The organism is Nostoc sp. CHAB 5836, assembly GCF_020829445.1.
Lineage (GTDB): Bacteria > Cyanobacteriota > Cyanobacteriia > Cyanobacteriales > Nostocaceae > Nostoc.
The window spans coordinates 13,152-26,938 of record NZ_JAIVFV010000017.1; the positions used below are offsets into that span (position 1 = coordinate 13,152).

At 40.5% G+C, this 13,787-nt stretch carries 8 protein-coding genes and 1 tRNA gene; 8 read left to right on the forward strand and 1 reads right to left on the reverse strand.

The genetic code is table 11. The features are described 5' to 3' along the window. The first annotated feature begins 302 nt into the window (after positions 1-302). The 5 genes from LC605_RS05630 (at position 303) to gltX (ending at position 7,372) form a co-directional block, all read left to right on the forward strand. The gene (locus tag LC605_RS05630) at positions 303-1,487 is read left to right on the forward strand and encodes an esterase-like activity of phytase family protein (RefSeq protein WP_229546586.1); all 1,185 of its coding nucleotides are present in this window, start codon (positions 303-305) and stop codon (positions 1,485-1,487) included. A 472-nt stretch (positions 1,488-1,959) separates the two neighbouring features. After that, positions 1,960-3,582, forward strand: a complete 1,623-nt coding sequence (locus LC605_RS05635; RefSeq protein WP_229546587.1) for a serine/threonine-protein kinase — start codon at positions 1,960-1,962, stop codon at positions 3,580-3,582. Between the two features lie 325 nt (positions 3,583-3,907). Then, positions 3,908-5,434 carry a serine/threonine-protein kinase gene (locus LC605_RS05640; RefSeq protein ID WP_229546588.1) on the forward strand — a complete coding sequence of 509 codons (1,527 nt, stop codon included), beginning with the start codon at positions 3,908-3,910 and terminating at the stop codon, positions 5,432-5,434. 285 nt (positions 5,435-5,719) lie between these two features. Beyond that, positions 5,720-5,793 (forward strand) — tRNA-Asp (locus LC605_RS05645). Positions 5,794-5,926: 133 nt separating this feature from the next. After that, positions 5,927-7,372 carry a glutamate--tRNA ligase gene (gltX, locus tag LC605_RS05650; protein WP_229546589.1) on the forward strand — a complete coding sequence of 482 codons (1,446 nt, stop codon included), beginning with the start codon at positions 5,927-5,929 and terminating at the stop codon, positions 7,370-7,372. 412 nt (positions 7,373-7,784) lie between these two features. Here the strand turns inward: gltX and LC605_RS05655 are convergent, their stop codons facing one another. Further along, positions 7,785-8,852 (reverse strand): 1-aminocyclopropane-1-carboxylate deaminase/D-cysteine desulfhydrase, encoded by a 1,068-nt coding sequence (locus tag LC605_RS05655; RefSeq protein WP_229546590.1) that lies wholly within the window; start codon positions 8,850-8,852, stop codon positions 7,785-7,787. Between the two features lie 176 nt (positions 8,853-9,028). Here LC605_RS05655 and LC605_RS05660 point away from each other — a divergent pair, with 176 nt between their 5' ends. The 3 genes from LC605_RS05660 (at position 9,029) to LC605_RS05670 (ending at position 13,554) form a co-directional block, all read left to right on the forward strand. Next, positions 9,029-10,759, forward strand: a complete 1,731-nt coding sequence (locus tag LC605_RS05660) for a diflavin flavoprotein (protein WP_229546591.1) — start codon at positions 9,029-9,031, stop codon at positions 10,757-10,759. A gap of 172 nt (positions 10,760-10,931) precedes the next feature. Next, positions 10,932-11,444 carry a phosphate-starvation-inducible PsiE family protein gene (locus tag LC605_RS05665; protein WP_229546592.1) on the forward strand — a complete coding sequence of 171 codons (513 nt, stop codon included), beginning with the start codon at positions 10,932-10,934 and terminating at the stop codon, positions 11,442-11,444. Between the two features lie 373 nt (positions 11,445-11,817). After that, positions 11,818-13,554, forward strand: coding sequence for a diflavin flavoprotein (locus LC605_RS05670; protein ID WP_229546621.1), 1,737 nt, complete (start codon positions 11,818-11,820; stop codon positions 13,552-13,554). Positions 13,555-13,787 lie beyond the last annotated feature (233 nt).

Consider the following 13,787-nt stretch of genomic DNA (forward strand, 5'->3'; position numbering starts at 1 on the left):
CTAAGGCTGTCATTTGTCCTTGGTCATTTATAAGGGTTTAACGTCTATTTACGTTTCGTAATATAGTTTAGTTTATTCTTGCCGACTTACTTAGAGGATGTTTGAAAAGTCCTACTGTAGGTATCAAAACGTTCCAGATTCCCCTAAATCCACCGATAAATTGGGGGACTTTGATTCTTCCCCCTTAAAAAGGGGGGGTTAGGGGGGATCAACAAGTGCCTAAAATCATAGTCAAATACTTTTAAAACATCCTCTTAGACGACTGGCGTCCCTAGCACGTGTTGATTCCACAAAACAATTCTATGCAGCAAGTTAAAAAACTCTTCCTATTTCCACGAATTATTTACCTTGTGATCCTGATTATAATTATTAGCTTCGTATTCACAAGCTTACTCTCAAATGCTGTTGAAGTTAGTAGCATAGAGTTTATCGGCGAAGCCACTTTACCAAAAGGTTTAATCTTTGAAAAAACTGAAGTTGGAGGTTTATCTGGAATTACCTATGATGCAAAAAACAACCTTTATTATGCTATTTCCGATGACCGAGGACAAAAAGCTAATGCCCGTTTCTATACTCTGAAAATCGACTTGAGCAAAGGTTTACTACAAAAAAGTGGAGTTATTCCAGTCAGTGTTACCACATTATTAAATGAAAATAATCAAACATTTCGCCCTGGTGGAAGTGATACAGAAGGTATTACGTTAACTAATAAACCTACTGTGTTTATTTCTTCTGAAGGCGATGCTGGAAAATTAATTAACCCTTTTATTAAAGAGTTCTCACTATCTTCTGGCAAAGAAATTGCAACGCTTCCCATACCAAAGAAATTTTTGCTAGATGAAATTAGTCAAAAAGGTATCCGCAACAATTTGGCTTTTGAAAGTCTCACCATCACACCCGATAAAAAGCATCTATTAACAGCTACCGAAAATGCTTTAATTCAAGATGGTGCAGTTGCTAAACCTAACATCGGTACTCCTTGCCGAATTTTACAATACAACTTGCTTAACAACCAGCCAGAAAAGGAATTTCTTTACCAAACTGAACCAGTTAGACCATTTTGGAATCTGACTGGCAAATTCACTAGTGGATTACCTGATTTACTTGCTCTCGATAATCAAGGACACTTCCTAAGTTTAGAACGATCTTTTACTGGTTTAGGATTTGCTATTTCCCTGTTTCAGATTTCTTTAGAAGGATCTGATGATATTCATCAGATAGATAGCCTTTTAGCTGTTGACTCTAAAAATATTAAACCAGTTCAGAAAAAACTGCTGTTAGATTTAAGAAAGTTAAATGTACTGCTAGACAACATCGAAGGCTTAACTCTTGGCCCTAAACTACCCAATGGTCAGCAATCATTAATTCTCATCAGTGATAACAATTTTAACCCTCTACAGCGCACTCAGATACTAGCCTTTCAAATTAAATTTGAAACTCCGCTAATTAGATTATTACGTCATTTACTCCCAAATCTTAACAGTTAGCTGTACATAGGTAAAGGTGCCTAGGCGTAGCCCGTCGTAGACCTGACTTTTCACGGTATGTGGAAAACCTCACTTCTATTTCTCTCTTCCTTTAAGGAGAGAGACTTTGAATTTTCCCCCTGCCCGTGTCGGGAAGGGGGTTAGGGGGTTAGGCTTTTCGTTGATTTTTCCACATGACCTGAATTGTCAGGTCGTAGACATCGCACCTTTAGTACTATTTACTTATTTCTGATTATTACTGTGTATTTACGAAATCTAGTAGGCAAGTTTATCTAGTCTGTTTTTAGTTTACGTGTAATTTCTCAACCTGAATTCTTAATAAATATGTTACACAATGTTGATGGAACCTTTCATAGAGATTAACCGTAATTACAACAGATGAATAATTTTATTAAAGCTTTGATATATTTTTTTTAAATTAGCCCGCCTTATTCAACTATTTTGCCAACAATATTTTTCATGAATGATTTTTATGATCCAAAATAAAATTGAGAATATGGTAGGGCCAAAAGCAGAATTAGACAATTACATCGGACAATTTTTAAACAACCGCTATTTAATCAGAGATTTGATTGGCAAAGGGGGAATGGGTAGAGTTTATTTAGCAGAAGATACTGCTAAAGGTGGTATGGCGATCGCAGTGAAAATCTTATCACTCAGTTTGGCGAACCAACAAATGTCCCAACGCTTTGCTAGAGAGATTTTTATTGGCGCTCAATTGGGTCGCAAAAGTAAACATATTGTTCGCATTTTAAGTTATGGCATTACTGACGATAAAACTCCATTTTATGTAATGGAATACCTTCAAGGAAAAAATCTCAAACAAATTCTCAAAGTTCAGCCCTTAACAATATCAAAGTTTTTAGAGATTTGTAATCAGATTTGTTTAGGCTTACAATGTGCCCACCAAGGTATCAGCCTGAAAGGAGAGATTTATCCTATTGTCCATAGGGATATTAAACCAGAAAATATATTCATTAGTGAAGATAGTAAACAAGGAGAAATTGTTAAAATACTAGATTTTGGTATTGCCAAGTTTTTAACAGAGCGAAGTGGGATGACCTTGACAGATTCTTTTATTGGCAGTTTACCTTACTGTTCTCCAGAACATATGGAAGGGCGGAAATTGCTAGATGTCCGCTCTGATATTTATAGTTTGGGAGTACTAATGTTTGAAATGCTAACAGGGAAACATCCATTTAAAACAAAAAGTAATTCCTTTGGTACTTGGTATCAAGCGCATCGCTTTCAAATGCCGCCTAGAGTTGAAGAAGTGAATACGCAAGTCAAAATACCGCAGATATTAGAAAAAATATTGATGAGTTGTTTAGCTAAAGACGTAAGCGATCGCCCTCAAAACATTGACCAAATATTAGAAGATTTAGCAAAGGTTAATATTCAAGTTAATGATGTTATTGCTAGCAATAGCAGTGACATTATTAAACTATCGCTTCCGGTTCAATTAGTCCCCGCAAGTTCGTTATCAGAAAAAGAGTGTTTGCAGAAAACTTGGCCTAAAAATAAACCACTTGCGCCAATTGGATTTCCCCATTTGCTACATACTCCTCAAAGACCTATACCAACTTTTTGGGCAATGTTACCCAAACAAGAGATTGCAAAATTTTTGGATAAAATACATGGGACTGAATTTATTAGTAAAATGAATGTATACCCGATGCTATTGTGGGTAACAGTACTGTATGATACCCAGTCTTCTCTTACTAAGTGGCTACCTTATTTTCTCGATTTGAAAGATAGTAAAGGGCAAAATATAACGCGTATTTTAGCAGAAGTAGGCTACTATCATTTACTCTTTTTTCCCATAGAAGAGCCAAATTGTTGCTCTCATGTGACGACTTTAAACCTTACTGCTAAACAGCGCCAGCAACTTGTAGATTGTTTAGATAAGAGTCAAAATTCAAATGGATCAATTTTGCCGAACCAAGCTAAAAATATTTTAAAAACAGAGTACGAAAAGCTGAAATTTGAACTATTACAAAAGTTAACAAAAGGTAAAAAAACTGAAAAAGAAGATTTAACAAATTGGATGGCTAAATTTTTGGAGATTGTTTTTAAACTTTTAGCACGTTCTTGAAATTTTGCTATAGGACAACACAGTTCAGTTAAGCATTTCTTCCCTCTCTTTCTCTCTGCGCCTCTGCGGTTCGTTAAAGAAAAAGAGTTTTAGCCTTAAGTGAACCGTATTGTGCTGTAGGAATGCGATTTTATTTTTGAAATTATTTGCGTGGTTCGTGAAGCGCCATAGACAGGGAGTAGGAAAGAAGCCTTTTAGGGGTGTACTGATTTTTTTGGAAAATAAAATACTAGTTCTATGTCAAAATTATTGCCAGCATCACTTAATAATATTCTTATGTGTCTATTGCTAATTTTAAATGGACTCAGCAGCAAGGGGAAAGAAAGTGAATCAAAGCTTATTGACATCTTCAAGTAGTACGGACTTGCTTGCTAATCGTTATCAACTCAAAGAATTAATTGGTAGCGGAGGCATGGGTAAAGTTTTTTTAGCAAATGATATTTTATTAGGAGGCATACCAGTTGCTGTCAAGTTTTTGACTCAAACTGTTATCGATGCCAAAATCGAACAAGACTTTGCTCGTGAAGCTTTAATGAGTGCAGCTTTGAGTCAAAAGAGCATACATATAGTGCGGGCGTATGATTATGGTGTCAATGAAAAAGGAAAACCATACTACGTCATGGAATATTTATGCGGTAAGAGTTTAAAGGATTTAATTCCGTTGCCATTGTCCATGTTTTTGACCCTCTCTCGCCAAATTTGTTTGGGTTTACAATGTGCCCATCAAGGTATTAGTATTGATGGCAAAATTTGTCCGTTAGTTCATAGAGATATCAAGCCCGCCAATATATTAGTTATTCCGGATCCGATCTTAGGTCAGTTAGTTAAAATTCTCGATTTTGGTATTGCTCGGTTTGTAAATTATGCATCAACATCTAGTACAAGTAGGGGATTTCATGGCACTTTACCCTACTGTTCTCCAGAACAACTAGATGGGGAAAAATTAGATAGTCGCTCTGATATTTATAGCCTGGGTGTGATGATGTTTGAGATGCTCACAGGCATAAAACCCTGGCAACCAGAAACTGATTACTTTGGTGCTTGGTATAAAGCACATCACTTTGAACAACCAAAAGCGATCGCAGATGTTAAACCTACTCTAAAATTACCTCAGAAGCTAAATAATTTAATCATGGCTTGTCTTTCTAAAAAACCAAGCGATCGCCCACAAAATATTGCTCAAATTTTGCAAGTATTAAACAGTTTAGAACATTCCAATTTTCCCAGTTTACCTAAAACTTTAGCCTCTCCTTTTAGCCTTCGCTGTCCCTTAGATTCAGGATTACCAATCACAGTAAAAGAAAGCTATCAGCAACTTTTGTGGCCTCCAAATAAACCAGCTCAAGAAATAGTTTTTCCCCAGCTTATAGATACCAGGCAAGGATTTATGGCAGCGCTATGGTTGATGTTGCCTAAACAAGAAATCAAAAACTATGCCCTTTCTACCCTTCACAACCAGTTTATCTTCATAACATCCCCTCACCCAATGCTGTTGTGGGTAACAGTACTCTACAATCGGCAATTAGCTCCTAAGTGGCTACCGTGCTACTTAGATATGCAAAATCCCCAAAATCTTCGGATGGTCAGTTTCCTGGCTGAAAATGAACACTATCCTTTGATTTTCTTTACTCTGGAAGCACCACATTCTTGCAGCAATCTTCTCAGCAGTCGCATCGAGCCAGCTCAGAGGCAAATGTTGAAAACCTGGGTGCAACAGATTTATACTCTACCACCCACTTCTCAACCCCAGTTGAGCAAACAGCTATTAAAGCAGCAGTATAAACAAGTACAATCCCGCATATGGCGGCATCTGGAATCAGAGCCAGAGCTTGTATTCTCAGGCTCTATGTAACAGGACTTACGCAAGTGTCACAAAAAATAAAAGCTTTTAGTTTGTAGTAAGGGCTTTAGCCCTGATGAAAGAGGACTAAAGTCCTCTCTTCTCTACGAGAGGCTGCGCTAACGAGACGCTGCGCGAACACTACAAACTCCAAAGAATATGCCAGTTGCGTAAGTTCTGTATGTAACAAAAAATTACCACCTTGGAGAGACTGGACAAAAATAATTTCTAATTCCCAACTCCAAAACCCTTGACAAGTAGAAAAAAAATAGTGATAATAGCAAAGTTGCCAAACAAGGGACTGTAGTTCAATTGGTTAGAGCACCGCCCTGTCACGGCGGAAGTTGCGGGTTCGAGCCCCGTCAGTCCCGTTTTAAATCTATGAGTAGTGAATCACTGGATTTCGGTGGTTTTTGATTTTGAATTCTCCAAAGTGATTGACTCAGAATTCAGGGTTTGAATATAAGCTACATTTATCATGGTTTGCGAAAGAGAGAATTAACTGTGACTGTCAGAGTCAGAATTGCGCCGAGTCCAACCGGAAATTTACATATTGGTACAGCTAGAACAGCCGTATTTAACTGGTTATTTGCCCGCCACCACGGCGGGAAATTTATACTGCGAGTAGAAGACACAGATTTAGAGCGATCGCGTCCCGAATACACCGACAATATTCTTGAAGGACTGCGCTGGCTAGGACTTAACTGGGATGAAGGGCCATTTTTCCAATCCCAACGCTTGGATCTTTATAAAGAAGCAGTACAAAAACTGCTAGATCAAGGATTAGTCTATCGCTGCTACACCACTTCCGAAGAACTAGAGGCTCTAAGAGAAGCCCAAAAAGCTAGAGGGGAAGCTCCTCGCTATGACAACCGTCACCGCAACCTCACGCCAGAACAACGCGCCGCATTTGAAGCAGAAGGTCGCTCCTCTGTGATTCGCTTCAAAATCGAAGACGGGCAAGAAATTGTCTGGAATGACCTAGTAAGGGGAAAGATGTCTTGGCGAGGTAGCGATTTAGGTGGTGATATGGTCATCGCCCGCGCCTCAGAAGAGGGTAGTGGTCAACCGTTATACAACTTTGTAGTTGTAGTGGATGACATCGATATGCAAATTACCCATGTCATTCGCGGAGAAGACCACATCGCCAATACTGCCAAGCAAATTTTACTCTATGAAGCAATGGGTGCAAAAATTCCAGAGTTTGCTCACACACCGTTGATTTTGAACATGGAAGGGCGCAAGCTTTCTAAGCGAGATGGAGTCACTTCCATTTCTGACTTTCAGCAAATGGGCTTTACTGCTGAAGGCTTGGTGAATTACATGACATTGCTGGGTTGGTCGCCACCAGACTCGACCCAAGAAATATTTACCTTAGAAGCAGCAGCTAAGGAATTTGGCTTTGAGCGTGTAAATAAAGCAGGTGCAAAGTTTGACTGGGACAAGCTAGATTGGTTAAACAGTCAGTATATCCACAAGACGCCAGTAGATAAACTCACAGATTTACTCATACCTTTTTGGCAAGGGGCTGGGTATAAATTTGATGGTGGAAGAGAACGCCCTTGGTTAGAACAGCTAGTAAATTTAATTAGTCAAAGTTTGACTCGCCTGGTAGATGCAGTAGCTCAAAGCCAACTGTTTTTTAGGGACACAGTTGAATTTAGCGACGAAGGTAGTACACAACTGAAGCTTGAAGGTTCTACTGCTGTCCTTGAAGCGATTGTCACAGCCTTAGAAAATCAGCCGCAACTGTCGGAGGCTGCCGCCCAGGATATTATTAAACAAGTGGTGAAAGAGCAAAAAGTCAAAAAAGGCTTGGTAATGCGATCGCTCCGAGCAGCCTTAACTGGAGATGTTCATGGCCCCGACCTAATTCAATCTTGGTTATTACTAAATCAGATTGGTTTAGATCAGCCGCGCTTGAGTCGGGCGATCGCAGAAGCTAATTAGCCATTAGAAGGGAGAGGGAACAGGGTACTCTGACAGGACTTATGCAAAATCATGAAAAAACGAACCGCATAGACGCAAAGCGGCTTCCCGCAGGGTAGGGCGCAAAGGACACAAAGAAATAAGAGTTGCAGAGAGTTTTTGCGTAAGTCCTGTTGAATTCCAGATTTTGGAGATGTTTGAGATTTTAGGAATACACAAATGTGCATTGGTGTCAACTTAAGTTCAAACGCTTATCCCACAGGCATTTTACCCCACCCCTCAATCCCCTCCCCGCAAGCGGGGAGGGGAGACAAAGCGTAGCTTTGGCGGGGTGGGGTTCTTCGGGTTTAGTAAGTAATCAACCGCACATGGTATCATTCCTTGGCAAGGGTTTAACCTTAACTTGACACCTATGACTAATGTGTGCGCCTATCTAAGGTAGGCTACCCTGTAAGCCTCCTGTGTGTACCAGCAGCAATGAATCGCCTTTAGGAAAAAATCCCTGCTTTAGTAAATCGATCACTCCGTAAAACATTTTAGCGGTATATACGTAATCAAGAGGTACGCCATGTTCCTCTCTGAACTGCTGGCTGAACAGTAGCAGTTCGTCGTTTATCTTTGCATAGCCGCCAAAGTGGTAATCACAGACCAATTCCCAGGAAGCCGGAGAACTATATGGTGCGGGTAAACCAGAGGCAAGGTAATTTGTTAGATGACTTTCCATTTCTTGTGCAAGAAATGCGCCATTTTTCAATACTGGAAAAGCGATCGCTCTTTGTCCTTGATGCAATGAAAGCGCAATCCCAGCCAATGTGGTAGCTGTACCGCAAGCTACGCATATATGATTAAATGCGTAGGCGTAGCCAGCCGTAGGCATCGCTTCACCAACTATCTGATTTTTCACCTGACCTGGAAAAGCCAACTTAGCCCCGATTCTTGCTGGGGAAGGGTGAGAAATCAAAGCCTCTCCCCTAGAAGGGGAGAGGTTTGGAGAGAGATTTTCCAGATCCTGTGAAAAGTAAGCATCAATTATCTCTGTACAGCCGCGCACACCATTTAAATTACTACCACCTTCGGGAATAATAAACACTTCACCGAAGCGTTGTTGCAGATATTCCTGTAGCGCTGGCGTGCTTCGCTGTCGATAAGACTCGCGATTCAGGTACACAAGCTGCATACCCTGCTGTACAGCAAAACTCAGCGTTGGGTTAAGTGGTAGCCTTTCTTCCCCACGAATTACACCAATGGTGCGAAAACCCAAAACATTACCAGCCGCCGCAGTTGCATAGATGTGATTAGAATAAGCGCCGCCAAAGGTTAGCAGCGTTGTACAATTTTTTTCCTTGGCCTCCAAAAGGTTGTATTTCAGCTTGAACCACTTATTGCCGTTAACCAAGGCGTGCATGAGGTCGAGTCGCAGCACATACAGTTCAACATCAGCGTGACGGGCGATTTCGCTATTAATTTGCTGTAGAGGAGGAGGAAGAAATATTAGCGACATCCATTGAACAGAAAACTAATGATAAACATTGAGTTACTCAATGGTAACTCAATCCAAATAAAGAATAACTCTTTCTGATGATTAGCTTTAGAAATTGGCATTTTACTAATTGAATATTATAGGTAAACATAAGAAACATAACACTCGCTCCAGATAATATTTTTTGGGGAAAAGAAATGGTTGCACTCACACAGCTTACTCAAGTTATTCCCAATGCAGGACGTTTGACAGTTCAAACTGTTGAAATTGCTCCTGAAACCACAGCTATCCGTTGTCTCGACTGGGATAGGGAACGTTTTGATATCGAGTTTGGTTTACAGAATGGGACGACCTATAATTCTTTCTTAATTCAGGGAGAAAAAGTTGCCTTAGTTGACACATCTCACCGCAAGTTTGAGGAGTTATATCTTGAGATAGTTGTGGGATTAATTGATCCGACTAAAATAGATTACTTGATTATTAGCCACACCGAACCCGACCACAGTGGCTTGGTGAAAAATATTTTAGAATTAGCTCCTTCCATTACTGTTGTCGGTGCTAAGGTAGCTATTCAATTTCTGGAAAATATGGTTCACCAGCCTTTTAATTCAATGCAGGTGAAAAGTGGAGAGCTATTAGATTTAGGTAACGGACACAAATTAGAATTTATCTCTGCACCTAACTTACACTGGCCTGACACCATCTTTACTTATGACCACAAGACTTGCACTCTCTACACCTGTGATGTGTTTGGAATGCACTACTGTGATGACCATACTTATGATGAAAATATTAGCTTAATAGAAGAGGATTTTAAATATTACTATGAGTGTCTCATGGGGCCCAATGCCCGGTCTGTTTTAGCAGCTTTAAAGCGGATTGAAAACTTAGAAATAGTCACAGTTGCTACGGGACATGGCCCTTTATTACAAAACTATATCTCCCAATGGCTCGAACGGTATCAAAACTGGAGTTTAGAACAAGCAAAAACAGAGACGTTAGTGGCTCTATTTTATGTTGAAGACTACGGATATAGTGAGCATTTAGTACGGAACATAGCACACGGATGTGCGAAAGCCGGCGTGGCAGTAGAATTAGTAGACCTCAATAGTTCCGAACCTCAAGAAGTTAGAGAATTAGTTGCACAAGCTTCTGGTTTAGTAATTGCAATGCCCCCCCAATCTTCGGTGATGGCTCAAGCTGCTTTAAGTACTATTTTAGCTGCTATTCACAAGAAGCAGACAATTGGTTTATTAGAGTCAGGAGGTGGAGAAGATGAACCCCTTCACCCCTTACGCAATAAGTTTCAAGGACTGGGATTAACTGAAGCTTTTCCACCGATCTTAGTTAAGGAAATCCCTACCCAAGCAACGGAACAGCTTTGTGATGAAGCCGGCACAGATATGGGTCAATGGTTGACCCGCGATCGCACCATTAAACAGATTAAATCTATCAACAGTGAGCTAGAAAAAGCTTTAGGGCGTATTAGCACCGGATTGTACATCATCACCGCCAAAAAAGGAGAAGTTCAGAGTGCAATGTTCGCTTCGTGGGTGACACAAGCGAGTCTTGAGCCTTTAGGAGTCGCGATCGCAGTATCCAAAGATCGGGCAATTGAATCTTTAATGCACCTTGGCGATCGCTTTGTTTTGAACGTTTTAGAAGAAGGCAAATATCAAGGATTAATGAAACATTTCCTGAAGCGTTTTGCTCCCGGTGCAGACCGCTTTGCGGGAGTGAAAACATATCCAGCTAACAATGAATCACCCGTTTTAGCTGAAGCTTTAGCTTACATGGAATGTGAAATTACTAGTCGCATGGACTGTGGAGATCATTGGGTAATTTATAGCACAGTCCAAACTGGAAGAGTTGCCAAGTTAAATGGACTTACCGCCGCCCATCACCGCAAAATTGGCAATCATTACTAAATAGTCATTTGTCATTTGTCATTGGTCATTTGTCATTTGTCATTGGTCATTTGTCATTGGTCATTTGTCATTTGTCATTTGTCATTGGTCATTTGTCATTTGTACTGCCCTTAAGAGGGGGACGCACTCGCGTTCGACTACGCAACTCTCAACTCCTAACTCTCAAAAACCTATGGATAAATCTGCTGAAAATACCCAAAATAGTATGTACGAAATCAATCGGGGCCGCGTCGTGCGAACCTTGGAATTTATCCAAGATGTGATTGTGTTTTCTTTGTGTATTGGTTTATTTAGCTTCATGGTGCTTCAGGTAAGAGATATGTTTCTCTCTTTACTTCCACCTCTAGATTTTCATGCTGTTACTGCCGATATTCTCTTTTTGCTGATCTTAGTTGAGTTATTCCGACTGCTGATTATTTACCTACAGGAACATCGAGTATCTATTGGGGTAGCTGTGGAAGTTTCTATAGTTTCCGCCTTGCGAGAAGTCATTGTTAAAGGTGTTTTAGAAGCAAGTTGGAGTCAAGTTTTAGCAACTTGCGCTTTTTTATTAGTGCTAGGAGTATTACTTTTTCTCAGAGTTTGGTTACCCCCGACTTTTGAAGGTATCGACCCGGAACAAGTGGTATCTAAACGTTATAGAAATCTAGCCAAGTCTGAATTAATCCAAAACAATGTTCATTAAGAATGGGGAGTTAGGAGTTGGGAGTTGGGAGTTAGGAGTTAGGGAGATGAGGGAGATGAGGGAGATGAGGGAGATGCCCAATACCCCAGGGCTATTTCATTCTAGACATAAACCAATACGGTTCAGTTAAGGCTAAAACTCTAAGTAAAAGTCAGTTTTTTAACGAACCGCTTTTTAACGAACCACCATCGCGTAGCGTCTCCCCCTGGGAGAAGGACGCCAACGCGAGTGCGTCTCGTAAGAGTTGGACGCAAAGAGAAGAAAGAAATGCTTAACCCAAGTGTATTGCCTTATAAATGACGAAGGACAAATGACAAATGACAGCCTTAGCCAGTTAGCTTTATTTGCGTCGCTCTACTTAAGTGAGGTTATTATGTCTGCAAACACTTTAATTACCAGCCATCCAAGAGATGTACAAGTTGCTGAAATTGGTAAAAATACTCTGATTCTGCGATCGCGGACTTGGGAACGACTAAAATTTGAGGTTGAGTATTCCCGCCAAAAAGGAACTACGGCAAATTCTTATCTGATTCAAGCTGATAAAAAGGCTTTAATTGACCCTCCTGGTGAATCCTTTACCGAAATTTACCTTCAGCAACTTGCAAAACATCTCGACTTTACTACTCTAGATTACATTGTTCTCGGTCATGTTAACCCTAACCGCAGAGCTACTTTGCAAGTATTGCTCTCTCAAGTTCCTCAAGTTACTCTAATTTGTTCTCGCCCCGCCGCTAATGCTCTCAAAACTGCTTTTCCTGAATGGGAATCACGTATTCAAGCGGTGCGATCGCAGGATACTTTAGATTTAGGACAAGGACATGATCTATCATTTATCACTGTACCAACTCCCCGGTGGGCCGATGGAATTTGTACCTATGATCCCGCCACCAAAATTCTTTACACAGATAAACTTTTTGGCGCTCATATTTGCGAAGATACTTTGTTTGATGAAGATTGGAAGGGATTAGATACGGAACGTCGTTATTATTTTGAATGTCTCCATGCGCCCCAAGCGAAACAAGTCGAAGTAGCCTTAGATAAATTGTCGCTTTTGGGAGGCAGATGTTACGCCCCAGCACACGGCCCAATTGTTCGTTACAGCCTTAGTCGTTTTACCTATGATTACCGTCAATGGTGTCAAGAGCAAAAATCTCAAGAATTAAGTGTTGCTTTGCTTTATGCCTCTGCTTATGGTAGTACAGCAATTTTGGCCAATGCGATCGCTCAAGGTTTGATTGAAAATGGAATTAATGTCGAATCAATCAACTGTGAATTAGCAGACTCGGCAGAAATTAACCGCATTGTCGAAACCTGCGATGGTTTTATTATCGGTTCACCCACTTTAGGCGGCCATGCACCGACTCAAATTCAAACAGCTTTAGGAATAGTCCTCTCAGCGACGGCTAAAACTAAGTTAGCAGGGGTGTTTGGTTCTTACGGTTGGAGTGGAGAGGCGATTGATTTACTAGAAAGCAAGCTGAAAGATGCTAATTATCAACTAGGCTTTGAAACAATTCGGGTGCGTTTCAGTCCTACTCCTGAGATTCTCCAACAGTGTCAAGAAGCAGGTGCTTCCTTTGCCCAAAACTTGAAGAAAACCAAAAAACTCCGTACTTCCCGCCAGGTTGTGACAGAAACTCATGTAGATCGTACTGAACAAGCGGTGGGGCGGATCATTGGTTCTTTGTGTGTTGTGACAACTCGTGATCAAGAAACTCACAAAGGCGTTTTAACTTCTTGGATATCTCAAGCAACTTTTAACCCGCCAGGAATTATGATTGCGATCGCTCAAGAGCAGAATGCAGATTTAATGCATCATCCTGGAGATAAATTTGTGCTGAATATCCTCAAAGAAGGAAGAAATGTGCGACGCGATTTTTCTCGTCATAGTACTTTGGGAGATAATCCCTTTGCAAATCTTGCCACAAAAACTGCTCTCAATGGTTGTTTGGTTCTGAATGAGGCATTAGCCTATTTAGAATGTACGGTGCAAAATCAGCTTGAATGTGGCGATAGATGGTTAATTTATGCCGTCATCGATCACGGTGAAGTATTGGAAAATGATGGTGTCACTGCTTTGGAGTATCGAAAATCTGGCAGCTATTATTAATCTGACTTTTCATGGTATCTGTTCCCCCGGAAGATCCCCCCAACCCCCCTTAAAAAGGCTTTCAAGGGTAGGTTTTTTAGAATCTCGAAAATAGTTGAGAATTTTCTTAACTATTTAACGTGGTTTGGTCGTTTCAGAATTTTTAAATCGGCTGAAATAGTCAAAAAATGACCAAATACAAAATACCTACCTTTGTAAGCCTTAATAAGGGGGGCTAAGAATCTCTTAAAGTC

What these genes read in the sequence shown, in the direction of transcription:
- LC605_RS05630 (WP_229546586.1), top strand. Translation starts at nt 303, where the DNA reads ATGCAGCAAGTTAAAAAACTCTTCCTATTTCCACGAATTATTTACCTT.
- LC605_RS05635 (WP_229546587.1), top strand. Translation starts at nt 1,960, where the DNA reads ATGATCCAAAATAAAATTGAGAATATGGTAGGGCCAAAAGCAGAATTA.
- LC605_RS05655 (WP_229546590.1), bottom strand. Translation starts at nt 8,852, where the DNA reads ATGTCGCTAATATTTCTTCCTCCTCCTCTACAGCAAATTAATAGCGAA.
- LC605_RS05660 (WP_229546591.1), top strand. Translation starts at nt 9,029, where the DNA reads ATGGTTGCACTCACACAGCTTACTCAAGTTATTCCCAATGCAGGACGT.
- LC605_RS05665 (WP_229546592.1), top strand. Translation starts at nt 10,932, where the DNA reads ATGGATAAATCTGCTGAAAATACCCAAAATAGTATGTACGAAATCAAT.
- LC605_RS05670 (WP_229546621.1), top strand. Translation starts at nt 11,818, where the DNA reads ATGTCTGCAAACACTTTAATTACCAGCCATCCAAGAGATGTACAAGTT.